At 64.0% G+C, this 25692-nt stretch carries 28 protein-coding genes and 3 tRNA genes; 17 read left to right on the plus strand and 14 right to left on the minus strand.

Features of this window, described 5'->3' with window-relative positions; genetic code table 11:
• The first annotated feature begins 12 nt into the window (after nt 1-12).
• From LDB05_RS17345 to LDB05_RS17355, 3 genes are all read left to right on the plus strand, one after another.
• Nucleotides 13-1110: an aminopeptidase gene (locus LDB05_RS17345; RefSeq protein ID WP_226005225.1), complete on the plus strand. Its 1098-nt coding sequence runs from the start codon at nt 13-15 to the stop codon at nt 1108-1110.
• Between the two features lie 292 nt (nt 1111-1402).
• The gene (locus LDB05_RS17350; protein ID WP_226005226.1) at nt 1403-2017 is read left to right on the plus strand and encodes a DUF309 domain-containing protein; all 615 of its coding nucleotides are present in this window, start codon (nt 1403-1405) and stop codon (nt 2015-2017) included.
• 68 nt (nt 2018-2085) lie between these two features.
• Entirely contained in the window at nt 2086-2958 is an 873-nt protein-coding gene (locus LDB05_RS17355; RefSeq protein ID WP_226005227.1) for an LLM class F420-dependent oxidoreductase, read from the plus strand.
• Nucleotides 2959-2982: 24 nt separating this feature from the next.
• On the opposite strand, the gene LDB05_RS17360 is transcribed toward LDB05_RS17355, so the two are convergent.
• Together LDB05_RS17360 and azf are read right to left on the minus strand one after the other, a co-directional pair.
• Complete coding sequence (locus tag LDB05_RS17360) at nt 2983-3954, minus strand: aldo/keto reductase (RefSeq protein WP_226005228.1); 972 nt, start codon at nt 3952-3954, stop codon at nt 2983-2985.
• A gap of 101 nt (nt 3955-4055) precedes the next feature.
• Nucleotides 4056-4829 carry an NAD-dependent glucose-6-phosphate dehydrogenase Azf gene (gene azf, locus LDB05_RS17365; protein WP_226005229.1) on the minus strand — a complete coding sequence of 258 codons (774 nt, stop codon included), beginning with the start codon at nt 4827-4829 and terminating at the stop codon, nt 4056-4058.
• 450 nt (nt 4830-5279) lie between these two features.
• Between azf and LDB05_RS17370 the strand changes: the two genes are divergently transcribed.
• Nucleotides 5280-5645 carry a dihydroneopterin aldolase family protein gene (locus tag LDB05_RS17370; RefSeq protein ID WP_226005230.1) on the plus strand — a complete coding sequence of 122 codons (366 nt, stop codon included), beginning with the start codon at nt 5280-5282 and terminating at the stop codon, nt 5643-5645.
• A 34-nt stretch (nt 5646-5679) separates the two neighbouring features.
• Here the strand turns inward: LDB05_RS17370 and LDB05_RS17375 are convergent, their stop codons facing one another.
• The gene (locus tag LDB05_RS17375) at nt 5680-6075 is read right to left on the minus strand and encodes a CopG family ribbon-helix-helix protein (RefSeq protein WP_226005231.1); all 396 of its coding nucleotides are present in this window, start codon (nt 6073-6075) and stop codon (nt 5680-5682) included.
• Between the two features lie 111 nt (nt 6076-6186).
• Here LDB05_RS17375 and LDB05_RS17380 point away from each other — a divergent pair, with 111 nt between their 5' ends.
• Both LDB05_RS17380 and LDB05_RS17385 read left to right on the plus strand, forming a co-directional pair.
• Nucleotides 6187-7011, plus strand: coding sequence for a hypothetical protein (locus LDB05_RS17380; RefSeq protein WP_226005232.1), 825 nt, complete (start codon nt 6187-6189; stop codon nt 7009-7011).
• 176 nt (nt 7012-7187) lie between these two features.
• Nucleotides 7188-7655 (plus strand): DUF5790 family protein, encoded by a 468-nt coding sequence (locus tag LDB05_RS17385; RefSeq protein ID WP_226005233.1) that lies wholly within the window; start codon nt 7188-7190, stop codon nt 7653-7655.
• Between the two features lie 72 nt (nt 7656-7727).
• On the opposite strand, the gene LDB05_RS17390 is transcribed toward LDB05_RS17385, so the two are convergent.
• Complete coding sequence (locus LDB05_RS17390; RefSeq protein ID WP_226005234.1) at nt 7728-8465, minus strand: creatininase family protein; 738 nt, start codon at nt 8463-8465, stop codon at nt 7728-7730.
• A gap of 131 nt (nt 8466-8596) precedes the next feature.
• On the opposite strand from LDB05_RS17390, the gene LDB05_RS17395 reads away from it, so the two are divergent.
• Complete coding sequence (locus tag LDB05_RS17395) at nt 8597-8941, plus strand: DUF5789 family protein (RefSeq protein ID WP_226005235.1); 345 nt, start codon at nt 8597-8599, stop codon at nt 8939-8941.
• A 20-nt stretch (nt 8942-8961) separates the two neighbouring features.
• On the opposite strand, the gene LDB05_RS17400 is transcribed toward LDB05_RS17395, so the two are convergent.
• Together LDB05_RS17400 and LDB05_RS17405 are read right to left on the minus strand one after the other, a co-directional pair.
• Nucleotides 8962-10899 (minus strand): ABC transporter ATP-binding protein, encoded by a 1938-nt coding sequence (locus LDB05_RS17400; RefSeq protein WP_226005236.1) that lies wholly within the window; start codon nt 10897-10899, stop codon nt 8962-8964.
• A 33-nt stretch (nt 10900-10932) separates the two neighbouring features.
• Complete coding sequence (locus LDB05_RS17405) at nt 10933-11568, minus strand: DUF192 domain-containing protein (protein ID WP_226005237.1); 636 nt, start codon at nt 11566-11568, stop codon at nt 10933-10935.
• Between the two features lie 62 nt (nt 11569-11630).
• Here LDB05_RS17405 and LDB05_RS17410 point away from each other — a divergent pair.
• Nucleotides 11631-11704 (plus strand) — tRNA-Val (locus LDB05_RS17410).
• 339 nt (nt 11705-12043) lie between these two features.
• On the opposite strand, the gene LDB05_RS17415 is transcribed toward LDB05_RS17410, so the two are convergent.
• The gene (locus tag LDB05_RS17415) at nt 12044-12490 is read right to left on the minus strand and encodes a DUF7344 domain-containing protein (protein WP_226005238.1); all 447 of its coding nucleotides are present in this window, start codon (nt 12488-12490) and stop codon (nt 12044-12046) included.
• Between the two features lie 219 nt (nt 12491-12709).
• On the opposite strand from LDB05_RS17415, the gene LDB05_RS17420 reads away from it, so the two are divergent.
• From LDB05_RS17420 to LDB05_RS17430, 3 genes are all read left to right on the plus strand, one after another.
• A tRNA-Phe gene (locus tag LDB05_RS17420) sits at nt 12710-12783 on the plus strand.
• A 230-nt stretch (nt 12784-13013) separates the two neighbouring features.
• Nucleotides 13014-13754 (plus strand): DUF2071 domain-containing protein, encoded by a 741-nt coding sequence (locus LDB05_RS17425; protein ID WP_226005239.1) that lies wholly within the window; start codon nt 13014-13016, stop codon nt 13752-13754.
• Between the two features lie 191 nt (nt 13755-13945).
• Nucleotides 13946-14587, plus strand: a complete 642-nt coding sequence (locus LDB05_RS17430) for a class I SAM-dependent methyltransferase (protein WP_226005240.1) — start codon at nt 13946-13948, stop codon at nt 14585-14587.
• A 132-nt stretch (nt 14588-14719) separates the two neighbouring features.
• Here the strand turns inward: LDB05_RS17430 and LDB05_RS17435 are convergent, their stop codons facing one another.
• Both LDB05_RS17435 and LDB05_RS17440 read right to left on the minus strand, forming a co-directional pair.
• The gene (locus LDB05_RS17435) at nt 14720-15523 is read right to left on the minus strand and encodes a hypothetical protein (protein WP_226005241.1); all 804 of its coding nucleotides are present in this window, start codon (nt 15521-15523) and stop codon (nt 14720-14722) included.
• Nucleotides 15520-16734, minus strand: a complete 1215-nt coding sequence (locus tag LDB05_RS17440) for an outer membrane protein assembly factor BamB family protein (protein WP_226005242.1) — start codon at nt 16732-16734, stop codon at nt 15520-15522. Before LDB05_RS17440 ends, LDB05_RS17435 begins: the two co-directional genes overlap by 4 nt.
• Nucleotides 16735-16871: 137 nt before the next feature.
• Here LDB05_RS17440 and LDB05_RS17445 point away from each other — a divergent pair, with 137 nt between their 5' ends.
• Complete coding sequence (locus LDB05_RS17445) at nt 16872-17390, plus strand: hypothetical protein (protein WP_226005243.1); 519 nt, start codon at nt 16872-16874, stop codon at nt 17388-17390.
• An 83-nt stretch (nt 17391-17473) separates the two neighbouring features.
• Here the strand turns inward: LDB05_RS17445 and LDB05_RS17450 are convergent, their stop codons facing one another.
• Together LDB05_RS17450 and LDB05_RS17455 are read right to left on the minus strand one after the other, a co-directional pair.
• Nucleotides 17474-18079, minus strand: coding sequence for a beta-class carbonic anhydrase (locus LDB05_RS17450; RefSeq protein ID WP_226005244.1), 606 nt, complete (start codon nt 18077-18079; stop codon nt 17474-17476).
• A gap of 385 nt (nt 18080-18464) precedes the next feature.
• Nucleotides 18465-18755 carry a DUF7577 domain-containing protein gene (locus LDB05_RS17455; RefSeq protein WP_226005245.1) on the minus strand — a complete coding sequence of 97 codons (291 nt, stop codon included), beginning with the start codon at nt 18753-18755 and terminating at the stop codon, nt 18465-18467.
• 198 nt (nt 18756-18953) lie between these two features.
• On the opposite strand from LDB05_RS17455, the gene LDB05_RS17460 reads away from it, so the two are divergent.
• Nucleotides 18954-19814, plus strand: coding sequence for an aldo/keto reductase (locus LDB05_RS17460; RefSeq protein WP_226005246.1), 861 nt, complete (start codon nt 18954-18956; stop codon nt 19812-19814).
• Between the two features lie 46 nt (nt 19815-19860).
• On the opposite strand, the gene LDB05_RS17465 is transcribed toward LDB05_RS17460, so the two are convergent.
• Nucleotides 19861-21144 (minus strand): DUF2238 domain-containing protein, encoded by a 1284-nt coding sequence (locus LDB05_RS17465; protein ID WP_226005247.1) that lies wholly within the window; start codon nt 21142-21144, stop codon nt 19861-19863.
• A 386-nt stretch (nt 21145-21530) separates the two neighbouring features.
• On the opposite strand from LDB05_RS17465, the gene LDB05_RS17470 reads away from it, so the two are divergent.
• Nucleotides 21531-22376, plus strand: coding sequence for an alpha/beta fold hydrolase (locus LDB05_RS17470; RefSeq protein WP_226005248.1), 846 nt, complete (start codon nt 21531-21533; stop codon nt 22374-22376).
• 33 nt (nt 22377-22409) lie between these two features.
• Here the strand turns inward: LDB05_RS17470 and LDB05_RS17475 are convergent, their stop codons facing one another.
• A complete protein-coding gene (locus LDB05_RS17475; protein WP_226005249.1) occupies nt 22410-22763 on the minus strand; it encodes a hypothetical protein in 354 nt (117 codons plus the stop codon).
• A 205-nt stretch (nt 22764-22968) separates the two neighbouring features.
• Between LDB05_RS17475 and LDB05_RS17480 the strand changes: the two genes are divergently transcribed.
• A complete protein-coding gene (locus LDB05_RS17480; RefSeq protein ID WP_226005250.1) occupies nt 22969-23703 on the plus strand; it encodes an MBL fold metallo-hydrolase in 735 nt (244 codons plus the stop codon).
• 157 nt (nt 23704-23860) lie between these two features.
• On the opposite strand, the gene LDB05_RS17485 is transcribed toward LDB05_RS17480, so the two are convergent.
• Nucleotides 23861-23932 (minus strand) — tRNA-His (locus LDB05_RS17485).
• A 180-nt stretch (nt 23933-24112) separates the two neighbouring features.
• On the opposite strand from LDB05_RS17485, the gene LDB05_RS17490 reads away from it, so the two are divergent.
• Nucleotides 24113-24568, plus strand: coding sequence for a DUF5814 domain-containing protein (locus LDB05_RS17490; RefSeq protein WP_226005251.1), 456 nt, complete (start codon nt 24113-24115; stop codon nt 24566-24568).
• Between the two features lie 147 nt (nt 24569-24715).
• Nucleotides 24716-25594, plus strand: a complete 879-nt coding sequence (locus LDB05_RS17495; RefSeq protein ID WP_226005252.1) for a hypothetical protein — start codon at nt 24716-24718, stop codon at nt 25592-25594.
• The last annotated feature ends 98 nt before the right edge of the window (nt 25595-25692 follow it).

A 25692-nucleotide genomic window follows, 5' to 3' on the forward strand; every position in this document is an offset into this window, starting at 1 on the left:
AGAGGAGGAAGTATGGACGAGCGCGTACGCGAACACGCCGCGGTACTGGTCGACTGGAGCGCTCGCGTCGAAGCGGGCGACGACGTCGTTTGCTCGGTGGGGCCGGACGCTCACGAACTGGCGGTCGCCGTCGCCGAGAAACTCGGTGAGCGGGGTGCCAACCTCCTCGCGACCTACAGTTCGGGGGAGATCACACGGGCCTACTTGCGGGCCCACGACGGCGAGTTCGACGAGAACCCGGCCCACGAACTCGCACTGGTCGAGAACGCGGATGTCTACCTCTCGCTCGGTGGCGGGCGGAACACGAGTGCGACCGCGGACGTCTCAGGGGATCAGCGACGGTCGTACAACAACGCCAGAACCGAGATCCGCGAGACTCGACTGGGAACCCGCTGGGTTTCGACGGTCCACCCGACGCGCTCGCTGGCCCAGCAGGCCAACATGGCCTACGAGGAGTACCAGACGTTCGCCTATAACGCCATCCTCAGGGACTGGGAAGCGCTGGCCGACGAGATGGCCCGACTCAAGGAACTGCTCGACGACGGGTCGGAGGTGCGGCTCGTTTCGAACGGCACTGATCTCACCATGCAGATCGGGGGCCGAACGGCAGTCAACAGCGCCGCTTCGGTCGCCTACGACTCCCACAACCTGCCGAGCGGTGAGGTCTTCACCGCGCCCTACGCGACCGAGGGCGAGGTGACCTTCGACGTGCCGATGACGTTGCGCGGCGAATCCGTCCGAAACGTGCGCCTCGAGTTCGCCGACGGCGAGGTCGTCGGGTACGACGCCGAGCAGGGTGAGGACGTGATCGGCGAGATCCTCGAGACGGACGAGGGGGCGCGTCGACTCGGAGAACTCGGAATCGGAATGAATCGCGGGATCGACCGCTACACGGACAACATACTCTTCGACGAAAAGATGGGCGATACTGTTCATCTGGCGCTCGGACGGGCCTACGACGCCTGTCTGCCGGACGGCGAGTCCGGCAACGAGTCGGCCGTCCACGTCGACCTGATCACCGACGTCAGCGAGGATTCCCGACTCGAAGTCGACGGCGAGGTCGTCCAGCGCAACGGTGTGTTTCGGTTCGAGGACGGATTCGAAGCGTAGCAACGGCGCCGAGCAGCGGCCGAAAAGAGAGGATCCGATTTTCGACCGCCGGGATGTGGTACTACGTTCTTACCACGCGCGGAAAGCACATTATTCGAGACGAGACGTCGCTGCGTCCTCCCGTGTGGACGTCCGATCGTATCCGAAACCGCCGGCAGACAGCAATCGGCCGGAGATCGGCTCCCGACAGCCGGTTTCACTTGCGTCCCGTGGATCCGGTCGCCGCTGGGGCAGGATATCCGGCACCCACCGTTTTCGTCACGTTCTCGAGTCTCGAGCACCAACGAGGGCTATGCGCGATCGGCTCCGGGCGGGGGCTGCCATCTTCAACGACGGCTACTACCACGCCGCTCACGACGCCTGGGAGAACCGCTGGCTCGAACTCGAGTCGGGGAGCGACGACGAGCGATTGCTCCACGGCCTGATCCAGTACAGCGGTGCGGTGTTCCACGCCCGCGAGCGCAACTGGGAGGGGACCGTCGGGCTCGCGGAAAGCGCGGGCGAGTACCTCGCGGGTCTGCCCGCCGACTACCGCGACGTTCGACTCGAGCCGGTTCGGTCGTTTCTGTCTCGACTCGCGGCGGATCCCGAACTCCTCGAGCGCCGGAAGCCGGTACGAATCGAACACGACGGCGATCATCCGACGCTGCCGTCGCTCGGCTTCGAGGCGACGGCGATCGCGGCGGTCGTCCTCGCGGAGGAGTTCGGCTACGACGACGAGCCGGTCGCTCGGGCACGGGGGTACGCACGGCAGGACCTCGAGGCCGGCGAGGACGACAGCGTATTCATCACGCTCCTGTTCGATTTCGTCCGCGAGGACGAGAACCGCGGGATCATCTCCCAGCGGTTGAGTGACCACGTCGGCAGACGGCGGGCCCGCGAGGAGGACGTGGAAGGGCTGTTCTAACGATCGTCCGATCGTCGTAGCTTCAGCGACGGCTACATTTTCAAGTTCGACCCGGTCGAAGGCAACGTATGGAAATCGGTACCGTACTTCCTCAACTCGAGATCGGTCACGACCCGGAGACGATAACCGACTACGCCCAGCGAGTCGAGGAATCGGGATACGAACACGTGCTGGCGTACGATCACGTCCTCGGCGTGAATCCGGACCGGGAGAACTGGGACGGACCCTACGACTACGAGAGTACGTTCCACGAGCCCCTGACAACCTACTCCTATCTGGCCGGCCAGACCGACGAGCTGACGTTCATGACTGGCATTCTGGTGCTCCCGCAGCGCCAGACCGCGCTCGTCGCGAAGCAGGCCGCACAGCTGGATCGATTTACCGACGGCCGGTTCCGCATGGGGGTCGGCGTCGGCTGGAACGAACCCGAGTACGTCGCGCTCGGCGAGGACTTCTCGCGGCGAGGGCGGCGCATCGAGGAACAGGTCGACGTCCTGCGACGCCTCTGGACGGATGACCTCGTCGAGTTCGATGGCGAGTTCCACGAGATTCCGGACGCCGGTATCCGACCGCTGCCGGTCCAACAGCCGATTCCGATCTGGATGGGGGGCATGGCCGAGCCGGTCAAGCGCCGCGTCGCCCGTATCGCCGACGGCTGGTTGCCCCAGTTCCAGCCCGGCGAGGAGGCGGAGGCCCACCTCGCGGACCTCTACGAGTACGCCGAGGACGCCGGCCGCGACCCCGACGAGATCGGCCTCGGCGGCCGCATGTACGCCGTTCCCGACGAGGAGGACGAGTGGATCGACCGCGCGCAGGCCTGGCGAGACCTCGGCGCCGACTACCTCTCGGTCACGACGATGTACCAGGGACTCGAGGGCGAGGAACATACGGCTCACGTCGAACGGGTCGCCGAGGTGCTGGCCGAAACCGACCTGCTCTGAGGAGGTTCCGCCGACGACCGACGATTACTCGTGGCCCGCGACCGGTAGCGGCTCGTACGGCTCTTCCAGGTATTCCATGTCCGAGTCGGAGAGGTCGATCTCGAGCGCTTCGACGGCGTCCTCGAGGTGGTCGATGCTGGTCGTCCCGATGATCGGGGCGTCGACCCACTCTTTGTGCAACAGCCATGCGAGCGAGATCTGTCCCATCGAGACGCCCTTTTCGGCGGCGAGCTCCTGGATTCGTTCGTTGATCTCCTCGCCGCCGCCCTGGAGGTACGACATCTGTGCGAGATACTGATCGGTCTGTCCGCGCGTCGTCGAGTCGATCTCCTCGTGGGGGCGAGTCGCAACCCCGCGAGCCAGGGGCGACCACGGAATCACGCCGATCTCCTCCCTATCGCACAGCGGCAACATCTCCCGCTCCTCCTCGCGGTAGAGGACGTTGTAGTGGTTCTGCATCGTCGCGAACCGCTCGAGCCCGAGCGCGTCGCTGGTGTGCAGCGCCTCGGCGAACTGGTGGGCCCACATCGAGGAGGTGCCGACGTAGCGCACCTGTCCGCGCCGGACAGCGTCGTCGAGGGCGCGGAGGGTCTCCTCGATCGGCGTGTCGTAGTCCCATCGGTGGGTCTGGTAGAGGTCGATGGTGTCCATCCCCAGGCGGTCAAGGCTCGCCTCGAGTTCCTGTTCGATCGCTTTGCGGGAGAGGCCGCTCGCGTTCGGATTGTCGGGATCCATCTCGGCGAAGACCTTCGTGGCAACGACCTGCGAATCGCGGTCGTAGCCCGCGAGGGCGTCGCCGAGAATCTCCTCGGATTCGCCCGTGGAGTAGACGTTTGCGGTGTCGAAGAAGTTGATCCCGAGGTCGATCGCGCGCTCGATGAGTTCGTTGCTTTCGTCGGGCTCGAGCATCCACTCTCTGCCGGTCCCGAAGCTCATGCAGCCGAGACAGAGCCGGCTGACCGTCATCCCGGTGGATCCGAGCGTCGTGTACTCCATACAACCAGTTGCGACGGCCGGCGACAAAACGTCGTGGTCTACCGAGCCGGTTGCCGGCTCTCGGTGAGGGGCTCCCGGAGTTGTAGGGACCGTATCCCGGGTCAGGCGTCCGGCTCGACGACCCGTTCCTCGCCGTCGTAGTACGCGGAATTGTCCCGCGGGTCGTACCCGAGCGCGTCGCGGGCGCGCTCGAGCGAGTAGTATTTCCGGTCGTTGTCGGAGATGCCGTAGACGATCTCGTACTCGTAGTCGGCGCGGATACAGCGGTCGAACAGGTGCGCACAGTCCCGGTAGGAGAGCCACATCGCCTGCCCGCGTTCGTAGTCGATCGGCGGGTGGCCTTCGGTGAGGTTGCCGATACGGACGCAGACGACCGAGAGGTCGCGTTCGTCGTGGTAGTAGCGGCCCAGCGTCTCGCCGGCGGCCTTCGAGACGCCGTAGAGGTTGCTCGGTCGGGGGAGCTCGGTGCCGTCGAGCAGATACTCGTCGTGTTCGCGGTACATGTCCGGCGTCCGCTCGTCGGTCTCGTAGTTTCCGACGGCGTGGTTCGACGAGGCGAAGACGACCTTCTCGACGCCCGCGTCGACGGCGGCCTCGAAGACGGTCTGCGTGCCGTCGATGTTATTGGTCAAGACGCTGTCCCACGGCGCTTCGGGACGCGGATCGCCCGCGAGGTGGATCACGACGTCGATCCCCTCCATCGCCTCGCGGACGGCGTCCTCGTCGGTGATGTCCGCGACGACGAACTCGCCCGGCTGGTCCTCGGTCGGTGGATCTCGGTCCAGTAACCGCCACTCGTGCTCCTCAGCGAGGCCACCGAGGATGGCCTCTCCGACCCGCCCCGCAGCCCCCGTGAGCAGGACTGACTGTGCCATTCGTTCGGTGGAAGGGAAAGCGCCGATAAGTACCATGCGGTTCCGCGTCGGTACGGGCGGTGGTGGCAATCGCCTCTCGGAGGCTCGCCGACATCTCACGGATCGTTCTCGACCGATGATCCGCTAGCTGTGGCGCGCGCTGAGTCGTGACGAGCCAACGGTGAGCCCCGACTCGAAACTGTACGTGGTCGTCACGAGTACAACGAGCGACTGCTCGGAAGACGCGATGCGTCTTCCGGTGGATGAGTGAGGAAATAGCGCGGGACCGACGGTCCCGCGAACCGTGCGAACGGGTGCGTCGCACCCGTGAGACGAAATCGGTCGGAGAGGGCGTGGCGATTCCGTGCTGCCAGTGGACGCAGAACGCTCGTCGTTGCGAGTACCAGCGTACCGATCACAATCCACAATCGCATCGCAATCCCCTTGCCCACCGCACTCGAGCACTCGCACATGTCACCGGACACGGTACCCACGGACGCCGAAGCCGCCTGCTTCGAGGCGGGAATCAAGTTCGGCTCGCTCTACCACCAGTTCGCGGGCACGCCCGTTTCGCCCGACAGCGCGGCCAGCCTCGAGACGGCGATGGAGGAATCGATCGAGAACCAGCCCCACTGCACCGAGGTATCCGTCGACGTTCGGACCGCGGAACTCGAGGCCGCGCTCGCCGAGTCCACGGCCGACTACACCGAACTGACGGGCCGGTTCCTCGACGTCGAGATCGTCGTCGATTACGAGGGCTGCGAGGTGGTCACGCGGATGGAAATGGAGGACGGCTATCCGCTGATGCGACTCGAGTCCGTTCGCGGTCGAGCGTAGCCGGCCCGGCGACCCCGGTCTCGGGTAGTCGGCGCTACGGGCTCGGATCGCGAATGACCATGACTTTGACTCGCTGTACGCCGTCGAAATCCCGGAGCCGGTAGGTCAGTTCGCGCACCTGTTCGGCGTCCCCGCGGCAGAACAGCGACTCGAGACACCACTCGCCCTGGTGGGTGTGGCTCGTGCTCTGGATCACGTCCTGATAGTCGTGCTGGACGGCGTGGAGTTCCCCGATCACCTCGTGGTGGCGATAGTCGAAGCCGACGAGCGCGACGATTTCGCCGGCCCGTTCCTCGAGCCTCGAGTGCGCTTCGATGTACTCAGACATCGCTTCTCGCACCGCTCGCGAGCGGTTCTCGATCCCTTCGTCGGCCCAGACGCGGTCGAACTCCTCGACGATCTCGTCGGGGATGTTGAAACTCGTTCGCATACGAACGGGTTCGCGGTGACGACACAAGATTGCTCGTATGATCGTTCCCCCGTTTCGGTATTAACAACCACTATAGCGACTGCTTTCTGATATACGCATACGCAATTATCCATGATCGGGACGGAGGTATCCGGGCTTCTCGTCGGTGCGATCGCACTCGGAGCGATTCACGGTATCGAGCCGGGTCACGGGTGGCCGATCGCCGCCGCGTATGCCCTCGATCAGGCCAACAAGTGGATATACGGGTTGGCAGCGAGTCTCCTCATCGGGATTGGCCACCTGATCAGCAGCATCGCGATGGTCGGCGTATTCTTCTACGCCAAGTCGTACTTCGACCTCACGCAGGTCAACGAGCCGCTCACCGTTCTCGGCGGGGTTCGGATCGGCGGTCCCGTCAGTATCGTCGCCGGGATCGCCCTCATCGCCCTCGGGATTCGGGAGTATTTCCACGGCCACTCGCACACGGGCGAGTCACACGCTCATACGGATCGAGACCACGAGCACGAGCACCGAGATCATGATCACGACCACGATGAGTCCCACTCGGAGGGGAGCGTTCTGACTCGACTGTCGGGATTCGTCCCGTTCGTCGGTGGCGATTCCCACTCGCACTCGCATTCCCATTCGAGCGACGGCCTCGAGGAGGCCGCCGACCGCGGGTTACTCAGCATCGCCTGGGTCGCGTTCGTCCTGGGGTTTGCACACGAAGAGGAGTTCGAGATCATCGCGCTCTGTGCCGGATCGAACCGGTGTCTCGAACTGATGAGCGCGTACGCGATCACCGTCGTCGTCGGAATCGTCGGCCTCACGATGGCCCTGATCGCGGGCTATCACCACTTCGAGGAGACGGTCGAAACGTACACGCCGTATCTGCCGCTCGTCTCCGCTGTCGTTCTCGTCGTCATGGGGGGTGGATTCCTTCTCGGACTCTTCTGAAACCGTCTCACTTCTGTCGGCGAGACGCGGCTCCCGACTGGTCGACGATCGGTACTCGACCGAGGACGTTCCTTTCGAAATCTGGCCGCCGTTCGACGGATATCGACTCGCTCCCGGCCATTTTCACTTTCACTTTCGGGCTACCTTTTAACCTCGACGCCCGTGAAGACGGTGACATGAGCCAAGCGACGCTCGGCGACGACGAGGAACTGTTCGGGGAAGCGGCCAACGAGATGCGCGAGGACGTCGAATCCTCGCTCGCGGACGCCTGGGCGGCGCTTCCCGACGCCGACGATATCTGGGACACCGACGCCGACAACGTGCTGGGCGTCCTCAACGGACTCAACTCGGCCCTCGAGGCCGGTGACGCCGAGGAGAACCTCCGCGACGCGAAGAAGTGGTTCACCATGGGCCAGCGTGCCGACGCCTTCGACGACGCCGACGACCTCGAGGAAGAGATCGCCGATCTCGAGGAGGCCATCACGGACATCTCGGAAGCCGGCGAGCAGGTCGGCGAGCTCACGTCGACGATCCCGGCCCTTCGCGGAACGCTCCAGGACGCCGGCCCAGAAGACGATTCGGAGGCAGCGGACGACGACGCGGACGAGGCCGACGCTGCGGACGAGGACGAAGACGAGGAGTAATCGGTCGATCTCGTCTCGCTGCCAACAAGTCGATAGTCAGCGGTCGAACGCTGTACGAGCCACCACCGGACGTTATCGGTTCTCGGGCCGTGACACGTCGCGTTCGGCGACGGCCTCGAGCAGCCGAGCCAGCGCATCGGACGCGATTTCGAACAGTTCCTCACCCCGCTCGGCGTCGCCCTCGTCGGGATCGCCGACGACTCCGTTTTCCGTAAACTCCGCCGCGTCGTAGGCCAGATTGACGTGACTCGTCCACTCGCCCCAGCCGTCGGCAGCGCCGGCTCGGGCGACCTCGATCCGATCCTCGCGGACCGATTCGGGCTCGCAGTGGCGCAGGAGCGCCGTCTCGAGGGGGCCGCCGTGGCCCATGTCGGCGCTGTGGTCGCCGACGCTGTCGAACCAGGTGAAGGGGACGACGTAGGCGTCGCCGTCCCGCGTGAGTCGCCCGCTAATCTCTCGGAGAGCGTCGACGTTACCGCCGTGGCCGTTGACGAGGACGACGCGGTCGAACCCGTGGTGGGCGAGGCTCGCGACGGCCTCGCCGACGTAGTCCCGGAAGGTGTCCTCGGAGACCCACATCGTCCCGGGGAACTGGCGGTGCTCCTCGGCGATCCCGACCGGAATCGCCGGCGCGCGAACGACCTCGCGGTCGACCCGCTCGAGCCCGGCGTCGGCAACCGCCTCGGCGGTCAGCACGTCCGTTCCCAGGGGAGCGTGCGGACCGTGCTGTTCCGTGCTCCCGACGGGGACGACCGCGAGGTCCGTCTCGAGGTCACGAACGTCCGTCCACGTCGCGGTTGTGAGGTCCATGGCGGAGTATCCCGGGCGTGCGGACATGAAACCCGCGGTGGCGAGCGGGGTTGCGGCCCGCGTACGGCGTTCCCCGCGGCGGTGGCGTGCGCAGGGCCAACCGGTTTCCGCCGCGTGACCGACCTCCGAGTATGCCAGACGATAGCCGCGAGCTCGGCATCGAACTCGGTGACCTGCAGGAGAAACTCGAGAATCAAGAGTATCCGATCGGTCACGACGAACTCCTCGAGAAACACGGCGACGAAACGATCGAGATGAGCGGCAACACGACGACGCTCGAGGAGCTTATCGGTCCGCTAGGCGAGGACGAGTATCGAGATTACGGCGAGGTCGAGGGGGCGATCATGAACATGGTCGGCGACGAGGCGATCGGTCGGAAAAACTACAGCGATCGCACACCCCCTGCGGGGGGCGAGGACAGACAGGACGAGGGCGCACCGGATCAAGAGGGACAGCGCGAACAGGAGTCTTTCTGAGGCGGTCGTCGACCCGGGATTTAGTCGTCGTCGCCGACTTCCGTCCGCGCCTGCCGGCGCTGGGCGCGTTGAATGAACTCCTCGGGAAGCTCGTCGATCTCGCCGGCTTGCACGCCCCAGAGGTGGGAGTAGAGGCCGCCGTTTGCGAGCAGTTCGTCGTGGGTTCCGCGCTCGACGATCTCGCCGCCCTCGAGGACGAGCACCTGATCGGCGTCTTTGATCGTCGAGAGTCGGTGCGCGATGGCGAACGTGGTTCGATCCTCGGCGAGTTCGTCGATCGAGCGCTGGATGAGCATCTCCGTCTCGGTGTCGACGTCGCTGGTCGCCTCGTCCAAGACGAGGATGTCGGGGTCTTTGAGGATCGCGCGGGCGATCGAGAGCCGCTGGCGCTGGCCGCCGGAGAGTTTGACGCCGCGCTCGCCGACCTCGGTGTCGTACCCCTCCGGCAGGTTCTCGATGAACTTGTGGGCTTCGGCCATCTTCGCCGCCTCGATCACGTCCTCGCGGTCGGCGTCGAAGGTGCCGTATTTGATGTTCTCCTCGACGCTGCCGTAGAAGAGGAACGTGTCCTGACTGACGTAGCCCAGCGACTCGCGGAGACTCCGAAGGGTCACGTCCTGGACCCGCTGGCCGTCGACCCGGATCTCGCCCTCGTCGACGTCGTACATCCGCAGGAGGAGCTTGAGAACCGTCGACTTGCCGGCACCGGTGGGACCGACCAGTGCGAGCGTCTCGCCGCCCGCGACGGTGAAGTCGATGTTCTCGAGGATCGTCTCCTCGTCGTAGCCGAAGGAGACGTCGTCGTACTCGACGTGGCCCGCTGTCACCTCGAGATCCGGCGCGTCGGGCTCTTCGCCGACCCGGTTGGGTTCGTCCATCAGGCCGAAGATGCGGGCGCTCGAGGCGCGAGCCCGCTGGTACATGTTGATGATTTGCCCGAACTGGGCCATGGGCCAGATGAAGCGCTGGGTGTAGAGGATGAAGACGACGAACATCCCGGTACTCAGGTCGCCCGAGAACGGGCCGGGCGGCCCCTCGATGACCCAGAGGCCGCCGACGAGGAAGGTGATGACGAAACCGATCCCCGCGAGCACGCGCAGCCCGGGGAAGAACTTGATCCGGGTACGGATCGCACCCCAGTTGGCGTCGAAGTACTCCCGCGAGACGCCTTCGACCCGGTCGGACTCGTAGGACTCGGTCGTGCTGGATTTGATTACCTGAATGCCGCCGAGGTTGTTCTCGAGTCGGGAGTTGACCTTGCCGACGGTCGAGCGCACCTGGGCGTACTTGGGCTGGATGGTCTGGATGAAGAGGTAGGTGAAGACGGCGATCAGCGGTACCGGAAGGAGCGCCACGAGCGCCAGTTGCCAGTTGATCGCGAGCAAGAGCCCGCCGATGCCGAGCACCATCACGAGCAGCCGGAACAGGGAGTTCATCCCGTCGTTGAGGAACTTCTCGAGGCGGTTGACGTCGTTCGAGAGGATCGACATCATCTCGCCGGTCTGTTTGTCGGCGAAGAAGCCCATGTCGAGGCGCTGCATCTCGTCGTAGGTGTCGGTCCGGATGTCGTGTTGGACGTTCTGGGCGAAGGTGTTGAACCCCCAGTTTCGGGTCCAGTGGAAGACCGCCGAACAGAGAAAGGCGCCGGCGATGATGCTGACCGTCAGCCAGAACTGTGCCATCCGTCCGTCGGGGACGACGGGTGCGACGAGTCCGCCGCCGATCGGGAACGCCTCCACGTACCCGATGTCCTGTCGAATCACGGCGTCGATCGCGACCCCCAGCATGAGCGCCGGGAGCAGATCCAGGATCCGGGCGAAGAAACTCGCGATGACGCCGATGACCGCAGCACCGGTGTAGTTCGACCCGTATTCGAGGAACAGCCGCTTCATCGGGTTCTCGATCTCCTCCCGTTGTTCCTCGAACGGATCGTCCTCCTCCCAGTCGGCGTCACTCATTGAACTGGGGTCAGGGATCGCCGGCAATAAGGATTACCGACGAATCGAATGAGGTCCCGCTGCGATGGCTTTCGGTGGGCTCACGTCGGAATCCGTCGTCGCGGCGAGTCGATCGAGCCCGCTCGAGTAGACGCTCGTGATGGTAGTCTGGTTCGACTCGAGGTCGATTTCGACCTCGTCGCCGACCTCGATGCCGGTCTCGTTCGCGTACCCGCGTGGGACTTCGAGAACCCACTTCCCGCGGCCGGGGTACTGGAGGGTTTCGCCGTCCTCGCCCGGACGAGGTGCGCGGGCGTGGTGGATCGACGTGATCTCGCCGTCCGCGCCGATGTAGATGATATCGATGTCGAAGTCCATCTCTCGCATCACGAAGGTCAGGTCCTGTTCCTCGTCGTAGACGAATAACATCCCGTCGCCGGGCTCGAGGGAATCGTGGTCGCTCAGTCCCGTGTAGCGTTCGGCGGGATCGTCCGCGATCTCGACGTCGACGACGGCCTTCGGCTCGTCGGTTTCGTTGGCAGACCCGTCGGACCCACCATCGGAGATGCGGACTTCTCCGCTGTCGGGGCCCCACGGTGCAGAGACGAATCCGGCCTGAACGAGGACGACGCCGACGATGGAGAGAGCGGCAATCACGAGAAGCCCTTTCCATACGTACTCGAGTGCCATGGACGATTTCTCCACCGCCAGAGAGTAAAGGTTATTCGGACGGACCGTCTCGGTCCGGATACGGGCTCGTGGTCTAGCTGGTCATGACGCGGCCTTTACAAGGCCGAGGTCGGTGGTTCGAACCCGCCCGAGCCCATTTCTCTTGCGAACGACAGTGAGCCAGAGAAATGGATGCGAGAGCGGTTCGAACCCTGCAAGTCGCAGCGCTCGAGCGAATACGAGAGCGACCGTCTTGCTTCGGTTCGAACCCGCCCGAGCCCACTGTTGCTGTCGCGAACAACTGCGAGTACAGACCCGCTACGATGACAAGTCGACTTCACTCGAGTCGCCGGGCACTGTCGACCGGACGCGTACTCTCACGTGACGCGATCGGGTGGGGTCGAGAGAAAAGCCGTGATCGGTACACGACCGCAGTCGAGATCTCGAGTCGGATAATCAGTTACTATCCCGCTACGCCGATCCGAATCGGGAGTAGTCACTGCTTGAGTCGGGCGACGTTCTCCCGAATCTGGCCGAGGAGCCCGTCTCCCGAGTCGGTCTGCAAGGCCGCGTGCAGCGTCGAGTTTTCGGGCTCGTCTTCGACGACGACTCGCAGGTACGGCTCGAGTTGCTCGAAGCTGTCCGCGAGGACGACGGTGTGGTTGTCTTCGTCGTGATCGACGACACCCGCATCGTCCAGTTTCGGGACGTGACACTGAACCGACGAGACGTAGACGCTCTTGTACTCGTTTTTTGCGACCTCGTCGGGCGGGACGTCGTGCTCCCACCCCGCGACGGTTTCGGCCAACGTCGAGAGTTCGATCGGGTCCTCCCGTCCGCGTAACGCGTAGAGGAGGTACCGCCGGCGTCGGTTCGCCAGCAACTCGAGGATCGTGTCGGCGTCGAGTTCTTGCACCTCCTGACTCGAGGTAAGAGCTTCCATAACACGATATTACCCCCCAGGGCGCAAAAGGGTGCCTTGAATATCTATAATTCCAACAGACAGCGGTAATCTCACATGGATTTGCGTGTATTGGCTTCGTTATTGGTTATTCTTGATGTACTCGAACTGTCGAATCGTGGTGCGGGGTCGTGTAAGCGGGGCGGAACGACGATCCCGATTCGAAATCCTTTTTTATACCATGGACGGAGGAAGAAGTGAGCCGCCTTAGCTCAGACTGGGAGAGCACTCGACTGAAGATCGAGCTGTCCCCGGTTCAAATCCGGGAGGCGGCATACTTTTGCGGTGAGCAACACTGCAAGTCGCACGTATGGAATTCGACCGGATTTGAACCAGACAGGTCCCTGCCAGCGAGGGATCAGAGACCACTCGAGCAGTCAGTGCGTCGCCAATGACCGGGAAGCGAAGCCACCCGGACCACCTCGCTGCGAATCACATCTGAACAGCTATCGTGAGTTCCGTTGTAATCGAACGGTATATTGGTCCGGTTACACTACTGGTATCCGTGTACTGGCCGCCTACGATCCGCGGGGTCATCGATCGGCGCATCCTCGTAAATTTCCGGATTAGTCCCGAACCGCTCGAGTCGGTTCTTCCCGATCAGTTCCGCCCCCGCACTGTCGCGGGGCCCGACGGTCCTCGAGCCATCGGCGGTATCTGCTGTATCCGTCTGCGGGAGATGCGATTGCGTGGGCTCCCCGCAGCAGTAGGGGTCACCTCCGAGAACGCGGCCCATCGAATCGGAGTCGAGTGGGACGAAGGTGGTGCGACGAAGACGGGCGTGTACGTGCCGCGACGGGATACCTCGTCACGGTTGAACAGTCTCGTCGGATCACGAACCTTCGGTCGACACTTCCACGCGGACTTCACCGTCACGGAAGGCGGCGGTCGCTACGAGCTTCGGATGGAAAACGAGACGGACGGCGTCAGTATGTCGGTTTCAGCTACCGAGACGGACACGTTTCCCGAAGACAGTATTTTTCCGGACCTCTCGTCCGCGTCCGCGTATCACGAGTGCGGTGGCGTCGGCTACTGTCCGTCGCCGGACGGCACGCAGTTGAACGGTATCGAGCTCGCCACCGACGAGTGGCACGTGAAACCCCTCGCCGTCGAGGACGTCCACGCGAGCTTTTTCGAGACGGCAATTCCGGCCGACGGAGTCGCGTTCGATAATGCGCTGTTGATGCGTGATATCGGTCACGAGTGGCGGCCGCGGCGATCGATATCGACACCCGAAACTGCGTAGTGGAGACGGAACCGCTGGTAGTTTTGCGATCGTCTCGGTGACACCCGAATTCGGGAGGCGAGAGCCGGTTGTGATCGGGAATCCGCTCGAGTCACGACGCTAATCAGCTGGAAAGGGTGAGAAACGAAGCCGGTCGAAAACGGCGCACCCGAACGCATTTGTATACCTACGAACGTGTCTGGATAGGGAATATGTCTGGGGGAGATATCGAGTTCCATCCCGTCGTTGCTGCGCTGTACGATCCGGTACAGTGGTACTTCGAGCGGGTGCAGGCACCGAAACATCGGGAGTATCTGGCGGCGGGGCTCGAGGGGCGGATCCTGGAGATCGGCCTGGGAACGGGGTCGATGGTGCCGTACTACGAGGCGTCGCTCGAGCACGGGGCGACCCTCCACGGCCTCGAGCCGGATCCGACGATGCGGCAGCGCGCTCGCGAGACGATCGCAGACAGCACCGTCGACATGGCGCTGGTCAGCGGGCGCGGGGAGTCGCTCCCCTACGAGACGGACGCGTTCGACTACGTCGTGGAATGCGGCGTATTCTGTTCGGTGCCGTCGATGGAGCCGATGCTGGCGGAGATCGCTCGAGTGCTTCGAGACGACGGCGAGTTCCGGTTTCTGGACCACGTCCGGTCCGACGGCCTGATCGGACGGAGCCAGGACTTTCTCACACCGCTGTGGCGACGGATCGGGGGCAACTGCCATCTGAATCGTCGACTCCGGCCGCTAATAGAGAGATCTGAACACCTGACGCTGGCGGAATTCGATCGTCCGACGATCGGCTACTGGCCGGTTCGGGAGTTCGCTCGGGGCACCGCGACGCCCAGTGAGTGATCGAGAGTGGGCCTCCACGAGTTCGTGGCTGGCTCCCTCATCGCGGTCTCGAGCCGGTCGTCGCGTGTGGTCGCCGCCCTGAGGACGGTGACTCCTTCGACCAAATGTCGGTATGAGCGAGGACACTCTTCGTCACTCGTCGGTACACTGGTCGTACAGAACGACCAGCGAGACGGCGTGTACGGTCCCGGCGATCGTCGTGCTGAGGACCGTCCCGAGTTCCGGAACGCGGACGAACGTCGGGACCTGTGCGAGCGTCCACGAGCCGATACCGACGACGACGATCACCCCGAACAGCGTGAGTCCGTGTCCCCGCGAGTACCGCCAGCTCGCGCCGACCGGACGAACGATCCCGCCCTGGCGGAGCATCGTCACCGGAACCAGAAAGAGACGAACGAAAGCGCCCATCACGAGTGCGAGGATCGCCAGCTCGACCAGTAGGCTTCCGCCGGTGTACTCGAGCCCGATCGCATCGACGACTCGAAAGAGCAGGTCGAGGAGAAACACGCTACTGACGTAGACGAGGAATCGATTCGGCTGGAACGGCTCGTCGCTCGCTCGCGCCATCGTCAGCCAGCCGGCGACAGCGATCGCAACGATGGCCGCGATCTCGAGACCGAGGGCGTACCAGAACAGCGGTTGCTGAAGGTCGACGAGAGCACCGAGCGGTCGATGTAGCGTGGTCGTTCCCCTCGGAAATACGGCGTACGAGACGTGAACCGTCGACTCCTCGATCCCCGTGACAGCGGGGATGGAGTCGCGCTGCCGACAGAGGTCGATGAGGAAGAGGAGACAGCCCGCGACGAGAAACGGCGTCCAGAGCGTCGGGTCGGCGCGAAGTCGAGCAGCGACGGCGCTGGAGATCGTCGGTCCACCGCGTTCGACCGGCATCGGTTCGGGGCGACCGCTCGATCCGTGCTCCCGTTCGTCTCTCATCGCGACTCCTCCAGCGCGACGATTCGCCCTCGGTTGACCGCGTACAGGACTCCGTTCCCGACGATCGGTGGCGACAGCGGTATTTCCGGCGGCTCGTATCTGAACCGTTTCGTCCCGGTTTCGGCGTCGAGGCCGATCAGTGACTCGTTCGTCTCCACGGCGTACACCATCCCGTCGGCGACGACCGGCGTCGTTTCCCGCTCGAACGGCACCGACCACAGCGTCTCGCCCGTCTCGAGGTCGAGCGCATAGAAACGCTCGTCGCCGTCGCTCAGAAAGACCGTTCCGTCGGCGACGGCGGCGGTCCCGTCGATCGCGTTGCCGTCGAGGTCGCGCCGCCAGAGGGCCTCTCCGTCGTCGGCGTCCAGTAACGCGACGCCGTTTCGTGACGTGACGACGATCCCCTGATCCGTCGCCGGTGTGCACAACTGCATCTGGTCCTCGAGCTTCCGCTGCCAGCGTTCCGTCCCGTCTTCGCGATCGTAGGCGGAAACCTGATTGGGCCAGTTGGCGACGAACAGCGTCCCGTCGCGGACCGTCGGCCGCCCGAACGAGACGCTGACGATGTCGTCTTCGTGGTGTGTAACGCGCCAGCGTTCCGATCCGCTGTTCGCGTCCAGTGCCACGATGTCGTTCGTGCCGTGAACCGCCGCGTACACCGTGTCATCGACCGTAACGGGATTCACCGCGGGCTGGTGCTCGATCGTCGGCCGCGCCCGACCGGGTCCCGGTCCGACCCACCGCTGGCTCCCGAGGCCGCGATCGAGTCCCGGAACGCCGATCCCGCCGTCCGCGTTCAGGCCGTACACGCCACCGGTCGATGTCGCCGCGAGCGTCGCCGTCCGATACGACGGTGCGTGGGCGGCGGCCGGACTCGAGGTATACGGCCCCCGCCGCCCGAACCGTCGTTCGCCGCTGTCGACCTCGAGTGCGAGCAACCCGTCGCCGACGGCGTAGAGGGTGTCCCCGAGTCGAACGGGCGCACTCGCGCCCCGAAACCAGTCCGTCGAGTCGTGAACCCAGGCGACCTGCACGTCATCTTTCGGTCCGGCCGCGTCGGGGTTGTAGCCGGTTCCGGCGGGATCGTACTGGAACATCGGCCAGTCGAACGGTGACGACGATACCGGCTCGGGCGCTGCCGTCGTTGCTGCACTGGCTCCACCGGCCACCGTGACTCCGAGACCGGCGAGGAGCTGGCGTCTGGAGGGCATTCGCTCTCTACTCGCAGTCATCGCGCCCTGTAATTATTCCTATCGGTACTCCTTCGAGTAAACCATCTCGGGCCGAACCGATCGGTCTCTTCCGCCGAAAGAGACGTATTTTTACGATCACGTTCTAAACCGGAACTATGGTCACCCGCCGCTCCGTACTGCTCCTGTGTGCGCTCCTCCTCGGCGCGGTACTCGTCGGTGTCGCCGCTACGACGGGAACCCCCGAACCGGTCGTCACGCTCGAAAACGACCACAACGTCACCTACCACGTGACCGCCTACACCGTCGACGATCTAGATGCCGCCGGCTATCTCAACTTCGAGGTGACGACGAGCGGCGGTGAGCGAACGCGCGTGACGTACGCCGAACTCGTCTGGCCGAGCGGCTACCGGAACGTGACACTGATCGACGAGGGCGTCAACAGTCAGTCGTTCGTCGTCGGCCCGAACGAGACCACCACGGAACCGCTCGAGGGCTGGACCCGTGGTGACGTCACCGTCTATATTATCCAGGGCCCCGACGAGCACGCGCGGACGTGGTCGAAAACGGTTTCCTGTGGCGAGCGCGGTCAGGAACACGATCTCAGGTTCGACGACGACGGCGGACTCGGCAGTACAACGACCTGTGCTGGCGGGTTCGACTGGATCGTCAGGTGACGGCTCGACTGTGACTGCGGTGGCCCGTCACGTGGCCCATCGCGGGCCGATATCGACGACTACCGCGACGGAACCGCTTCGGCTTACACTCGGCGCTCGCTGATCTCCTCGCCGACGCGGTCGCCGGGCCGGCGGAGTTCGCCCGATTCGACCTCGTAGACGTATCCCGTCACGGTCACGTCGTCAGGGATGAACGACGACTCGCGGAGGAACTCCACCTGTGCCGCACAGGCTTCGTCTATGTCGTCCGTCATCTTCACCCAGTCCATCACGTCGGCGTCCCCGATGGTCAACTCGGGGAGCGACGGATCGAGATCCGCGTCCTCGAGACCGCCGGTCTGTGCCTCGAGTCCGTCGCGAACGGCGTCGTCGGGGGCGCTCATCATGCCACAGTCGGTGTGGTTGATGACGATGATCTCGTCGGTGTCGAAGAAGTTCGTCGTCAGTGCGGCCGAGCGGATGACGTCGTCCGTTACTTTTCCGCCCGCGTTTCGGAACACCTGCGCGTCGCCGAGCTCGATCCCCAGCGCGTCCTCGATGGGGATCCGCTCGTCCATGCAGGCGACGACGAGGAGGTTCTCGTTCGTCGGGACGCCCTCGCGACGACGGCGGGCCCAGGTTTCGCGGTCGTCGACGCCCTCGTCGACTCGCTCGTGGTGGTGGTCGTGATCGGAGTGGTCCTCGGACATCGGTTACCGTAACGGGTGCCAGCACCTGAACGGTACCGGTCACCATCTCGATTACCGTTATCGGGAAGGTGCGGAGAATGCTACCGCTTCTCATATTCGCAGACTTTCGTTGGTTCGCTCGAGTGTCCTCGGTGCAGGCGCTCCGATCGACGAGCGAGCGTTCGACACTGGCGGATCGATGCTCCGTTCGATCTCGACGTGTTCGGCACGACTGGACGGGGGCGTCTAACTGGATTCGACGTCGGAAGGCGGGCTCGAGTACGCCGTTCGTCGCGAATCGCGGAAGTCTCCAGAGCAATAGTAGTAGTTCGCGATCCGTCAGACGGATCGCCCGCTGGGTTTCGGTTCCGAGCCGCGTGTTTTCGCGTTCGTTCGAACCCGTGATTCACAGAGGGGTTGTACAGTGACGACAGTACGTAAACGCGGGATCGTTCTTCGTCCCACACTCGCGACACGTCACACGGCGGTTCGCCGTTGGATCGTCGCCCGGTCTGGGGGTACGGGCAGCTCGGTCGTACTCCTCGTCTTCGGAATAGCGTTCCAGTTCTCCGGCCTGTCGTTTGCGCCGTCGCTCGAGGCCGTCCCGGACGATCCGCCCGAGAACCGGAATGCTGACCCCTACCGCGATGAGCAGGAGGACGCCGATGAGTGCGGCGTGGAGTTGTTCGAGCGCCACCACACGGTATCTTGGATCCGTATTTATTTATTCACTGTGGGTAGGTACCATGACACACGCCAGGCGACAGTATGGTGGTGCACTCGAGAACTGTCCGATTCGTAGGGACTGGCAGCGACGAGAGCCGAGTCCCCTCGGTTTCCGGCAAGTCCCTCGGAACCGCCAACGGTTATCCGCCCGTGGCTCGGTAGTAGAAACGTGAGCAGTAACTCGATCACAAACGAGAGCGGCACGTTCGAGATCGGCGATTCGACCGTCAACCGGCTGGGGTTCGGTGCGATGCGGATCACCGGGGAAGACATCATCGGATCGCCCGAGGACGAGGAGACCGCGCGCGAGGTCGTCCGGCACGCGGTCGATTGCGGCGTCGATCTCATCGACACGGCCGACTCCTACGGCCCGGCCGTGAGCGAACGACTCATCGGCGAGGCGATCGGCGACCCCGACGACGTGCTGGTCGCGACCAAGGCCGGCCTGCTGCGCAACAGCGAGGGCGACTGGATCGCTCACGGCGATCCGGACTACATCCGCAATCAGGTACTCACGTCGCTGGACCGACTCCAGACCGATACCATCGATCTCTATCAGTTCCACCGGCCGGACAGTGACACCGACTTCGAGGACTCCGTCGCGACGTTCGCGGAACTCAAAGACGAGGGATTCGTCGACGCGGTCGGGGTCAGTAACGTCTCCGCCGAACTCCTCGATCGCGCCCGTGAACAGGTCGAGGTCGAAACCGTCCAGAACCGGTACAATCTGAACGACCGCGGGAGTCGAGAGGTCCTCGAGATCTGTGACGACGAGGGCATCGGCTTCATCCCGTGGGCCCCGATCAACGGCGACGATCTGGCCGAACACGGCGATCTCCTCGACGAGATCGCCGACGATCACGACGCGACGCGGCGGCAGGTGGCGCTGGCGTGGCTGCTCGAGCGCTCGGACGTCGTCCTGCCGATCCCGGGCACGTCCGACACCGAGCACCTCGAGTCGAACGTCGCCGCGTCGCAGCTCTCGCTCCGCGAGGAGGAGGTACAGCGACTGACCGACGCGGCGGAGTGAGCGCGGTCCCGTGCTCCATCGTTTGTGAGCGCGAATCGAGACGACGCTATTCTCCGAGTCGCCCGGCGATGCGGTGGGAGAGATCGGTGAGGTAGAACGAGCCCCAGATCGCGGCGATCACGGCACCGACGACGTTGTAGACGAGATCGACGATCGTATCGTCGAGCCCGTGCTGGGCGAGAACCGCCTCGAGGCCGAGCCGTTGGGCGCTCCAGTCGATCGCGAACTCCATGAGCTCCCAGACGACGCCGAAGGCCAGCACGAACACGAGGATGAACGCGAACAGCATCGCCGGGGGAACGTAGATCTCGTCGGTGTGGAGGTCGATCGCCCGGACGACGGCGTACCCCGCGGCGGCGACGATCGACGCGGAAACCGTGTGCGTCAGGCTATCCCACTGGCCGATACTCCCGTACAACCCGGCCGAGCCGAGGACGTGGAGAAATACCGCCGCCGTCAGCCAGAAGACGAGCCCCGGCTCGAGGGGCAGCCGGTAGTCCCGCTCGAGGATAGCGGGAAGGAAAGTGATCGCCAGCGCGATGGCGGCGTTCGAGACCGTCGTCATGTCGCGAATAGCGATCCCGTAGAGCAGGACGGCGGCGAGGGCTAGCTGCATGACGCGGGAGAGCCGTCTAACGGTTTCGTCGGGAACGTCTAACCGACCGCGAATCAGCGCCGGGACGGGATCGGATTTGGCGTCGGGCGATGTCTCCTGTGCCGTGGGTTCGTGTGGTCGATCGCGCCCCTCCACGCCGTAGGATCGAAAATAGCGGTCGAAAACGATGCCCGCGCCCAGACCCGCAAGCGCCGCGTAGGCGAATTCGATCATCAACGCGCGGTTGGCCGCGTCCTGTGAGCGGCCGCCCAGGAGGTAGTCGGTCCCGACGGTCACGTCGGCGACCCACTGTGCCACGTTCCAGGCCCCGGCGACGGCGAGGGTCGTCAGGACGACCACCACGACCGCGAACGGGTGGTTCATTCGGACCGCAGTGAACCGGTCGATCTCGACGGTGGCGACCAGCGCGACCGCGGCGACGGCGACGTAGACGGTGATCGACGTCAGAAACGTCTCGCCGAGCACCGTGGCGTTGAGGACGGGGAGCAAAACGAGAGCCAACAGCTCCCAGGGTGGCATCACCAGCGGATCCCGAAACGCGACGACCGGAAGCACCACGATCGCGACCGCGAACCCGGTGAACGCGAACCAGCGGTAGGAGTCCGTCAATCCGTGATCGATCGCGAGTACGACGAGGACGACCGTGATACCCCAGGCCAGCGCGGCGTTCCGCCGCGTCCCCTCGAGCGTGCCGCCGAGTCGAGCGTCCGCCATAGACCGACGTACGGGCCGCCCCTCCTAAACCCGAGACCATGAAAGAGCCATCATCGGTTCCGCTCGAGCGCGTCCCACCGCGCAGTTCGCCGGGACCTCACTCGCCGACGAAGACGGTCTTCAGTCGCGATCCGCAGACCGGACAGCAAAGCGTCTACCACGTCCTCGGATCGAGTCCGCCTATCGTCTTCGTTCGGCGCGCTTCGTCGAGCGACACCCGATCGCCACAGGCGTCACATTCGAACGTCTCGTCCGTCTCGGTCATCGATCACTGGTACACTGTCCCTCGATATCTATCCGTGGGGTGGATCGCCGATCGTACCGACTGCATGTCGGCGGGTTCACAGCCGAAGGCTGATATATTAGCCACCTCATTCCGTTGTACGATGACAGGTGACGATCTCGAGCACGGACGCGCCCGCGTCAACGGTGTCAAACTGCACTACGTGACCGCCGGTGACGGCCCCCCGCTGGTGTTGCTCCACGGCTGGCCACAGACTTGGTACGAGTGGCGAGACGTGATTCCGAAACTCGCGGCGGAGTACACCGTCATCGCACCGGACCTTCGCGGATTGGGGGACTCCGAAGCGCCAGTCTCGGGGTACGACAAGGACACGGTCGCGACCGACGTGCGGGAACTCGTCGCCCACCTCGGGTTCGACGACGAGCCGATCGCGCTCGTCGGCCACGACTGGGGGATGCCGACGGCCTACGCCTACGCCGCTCAGTACCGCGAGGATGTCCGCGCCCTCTGCGTTCTCGAGGCGGGACTCCCGGGCGTCAACGAGGATCAGAAGAAGAAACTCTGGCACACCCGCTTTCACAGCGTTCGCGACCTGCCGGAACGGCTGGTCGCCGGCCGAGAGCGGCTCTATCTCGACTGGTTCTACGGCGAAGGGGCGTACGACCCGACGGCGATCGACGACGACGCCCGCGAGGAGTACGTCCGCTGTTACTCCCAGGCCGGCGGGCTGCGGGGCGGCTTCGAGTACTACCGCGCCTACGATGCCGACGCAGAGCACAACCAAGACCACGCTCAGGACCCCCTCGAGATCCCCGTCCTCGCCCTCGGCGGCGCGGCGTCCTTCCGCGAACTCCCGGTCAGGGACATGGAGGCGGTCGCGACCGACGTCGAAAGCGAGGTCATCGAGCGCGCCGGCCACTGGATCCCCGAGGAGCGACCGGCGTACTTCGTCGAACGGCTGACCGAGTTCCTCGAGGGCGCGGAGTGAACAGGTACCTCGAGGCGCCGGTGGGACTCGAGTTCAGTACGCTTCCTTGACGGCGTCGATCTGGCACTGAATGCAGTGATCGTCGGCGAAACAGGCGACGTTGTCGTACGGACAATCGTACTCCTCGACGTCGACGGACAGGCGACGTTTCGCGTGTTCCCACTCGGTCTCCCAGTCGTCGATATTCATGTCCGAAGACGTGAATACGACGTTTCCGTCCCGGTCGACGATCTTCGCGACCGTGACCGAGCGGTAGTTCTCCTTCACGACAGCGATCGCTTCCTCGTACGATCCGCAGCGGATTTTCTCTCTCCCCGCCGTGTCGTCCAGGAGATGGACGACGATGGAGCCGTCGTACTCCTCGGTCGGCTCCAGCCCGTGAACCATGCCATCTACTGGCGGAACGAGACATAAAAAGCTGCGCTTCGGTGAGACGAACAGTTCGGGCGAATAGAGAACCGGCCCGGATGCGAGAATCGACGGGAACGAACCGCGTTCACTTCGTTGGCGACGAGGTCGAGTTCACACAACAGGTGCATTGGGGCCGATCCACCGCAAGCCACAACCTGCCCCTCGCTAAAGGATACGTCGTATGTCACCGAACTCCAATAGTAGCGTCACGCTCGTCCGTAACGCCACGCTCCTCGTGACCGTCGGCGAGACGACGTTTCTCGTCGATCCGCTGTTTGCGTCCCCCGGAGAGAACCCGTCGATACAGAATACACCGAACGATCGCCGGAATCCGCTCGTCCCGATGCCCGACGTGGATCTGTCCTACGATGCAGTGATCGTCACCCACCGTCATACTGACCACTTCGACGACGCCGCGAAAGCGGAACTCGACGCAGCCGTCCCGTTGTTCTGTCAGCCCGCCGAGGCGGATGCGTTCGCCGACGAGGGGTTCACCGACGTGCGTCCCGTCGACGATTCGGTCTCGTTCGACGGCGTCACCATCTCCCGGACGCCCGGTCGTCACGGGCACGGGGAGTTAGCCGAAAAGATGGGGCCAGTCTCGGGGTTCGTTCTCGAGGCCGACGAGACGCTGTACATCGCTGGCGACACGGTCTGGTACGATCAGGTCGAACGGACGCTCGAGCGGTTCGACCCCGACATGGTCGTCCTCAACGGCGGTGAAGCACAGTTCAATCAGGGCGAGCCGATCACGATGGGCGTCGAGGACGTCTCCACCGTCCGCGAAGCCACCGACGCAACGGTTGTCGTCGTTCACATGGAAGCCATCAACCACTGCCTGCTCACACGCGAGGAATTGCGCTCGGGGACGGAGAACGTTCTCGTCCCCGACGATGGAGAGACGATCACGCTGTAACTCGAGAACCGCCACTCACTCCGTTCGCGATGACGCTACAGAACGTTCGGGTGCGAGAATCGAACCACGGTCGTTCCGCTCACTGCGTTCGCTCCACTCCCTGATTCGATTCTCGCCTTCCGGCTTTTCCGCTCCTCGTGTTACTCGTCGCGAAAAAGTCCGGGTGCGAGAATCGAACCCGCGTCTCAGCCTCCACAAGGCTGAAGGATAACCACTACCCCAACCCGGACACGCTTACAGGTTACTCTACAGCCGGTTGGACTAAAATACGTTACGACTCTGCGATCGTGTGTGCGACTCCGTGCCGCGCGATTTCGACCGTCGTGAGTGATCCGTGGTATCTCACCCCACTCGAGCCCCGCTCGCGACCGAGACGTTTTTCGGCACACGGCCGGTAGACCCGACAAGCGTGGCCATCACCGACAAGATCTACATCAAGAACCACCGTCAGCTCAGCTCCCAGCTCGAGACGAACATCCCCAAGGGAGCGTTCAAGGGCGCGACGCTGGACATGCTCTTCCAGGGCGACGGCCTCGAGAAACTCGACGACGCGACGCGGGACCGGGTTCTCGATTTCACGCAGGACTTCCTCGACTGCGGCTGTGACAACAACCCCTATTGTGGCTGCCCCGAGCGGAAGTTCATCCAGTACCTGCTCGAGTTGCGCGCGCAGGGACTCGGCCCGGACGCGATCGTCGACGTGATGACCGACGACTACATGGTCTACGCCTACTCCGGCGACGTCCTCTCCTTCCTCGACAACGGCGTTCGGACGCTCGAGGCGGCTGAGGGACTCGCTCGCGTCGACGGCGCGGACGAGAAGTACGACGAGATTCGACGGGCGAAACAACAACTCGAGCGATAACTGGACTCCTCGAGTAGTGGGCGCTGACCGGTCTCGGATCGGTTCCTCTCGACTTCCGTTTCTGCAGACCACGGTGAGAAGTCCGTTTTGTAGCCGCGCTGGGTGCGGTGGAGTACAATTATCATCGTTCGGTAACTATCACCGCTCGTGTTGCTATCGGTATCGTTCGCCGGGGGCTGGGTCGGTAGCGTCCTCAGGGAACTCGCGATGTGGATCGGCGTTCTCCTCTTGCTCGCGGGCTGCCTCTCCGTCTATATCGGGTGGAAACAGCGCCAGAAAGCGATGCTGGTCGGCGAGACACCGCGATCGGAGATCGCGGACGTACAATCGTCGAACGTCGTCCGAGTCCGAGGGACGGTCGTCCCGAACGGCGAGGGGAGCACGTTTACGTCCCCGATCAAAGGCGATCCGGGGTCGGTCCTCTCCGCGTGGGAAATCGACGAACTGTACGACACCCCGAAGACGCGAAGCTGGGAGGCCGCGGCGTGTGGCGTTCGGTCCGTCCCGTTTTACGTCGAAGACGAAAGCGGGAGGGTCCTCGTCGATATAGCCGATCGAACCGTCGGGAACGATACGGATGACACGTTCACGCCGGCTCGAGTGCTCGAGTCGAACGGCGTTTCCGTGGCGGGATTGCGATGTTCCTTCGATTCGTTCGACGTGCACGTCGAAACTGATTACGGGGAGTCGCCACCGCCGCGGGTCGCCGAGTTCATCGACGCGACTGATGGCCTCTCTGCGGACCCGATGGCGACGGGGACGGTAGTCGACGCGAGTAAACGGAAATACGCCGAACAGACGCTCCAGCGGGGGAACACGGTCAGCGTTCTCGGATACGCGACTCGAGACGACAGTGCGCGTTCGACGGCGAGCGGGGACCTCACCGTGGCCCAACCGCCCGACGGGACGCTCCACCTGTCTCCCAGCCCGTTCGACGACGTCCGGTCTGGCGGCGGAAGTCTGCTCTTCGGTCTGCTGACCGGGACGATCGGCCTCGGGATCTTGACGGCGCTGTTCGTGCTTTGAGTTCTCCGGTGGCAGTGCAGATACGGCGTTCCGTCCCTCCCGATACGTGCCTATCGTCGGCCTGCATTACCTCGAAAAGCCGACTCGAACGGCCGTCG

Origin of the sequence: Natrinema salinisoli (genome assembly GCF_020405205.1) — an archaeon.
Classification (GTDB): Archaea; Halobacteriota; Halobacteria; order Halobacteriales; family Natrialbaceae; genus Natrinema; species Natrinema salinisoli.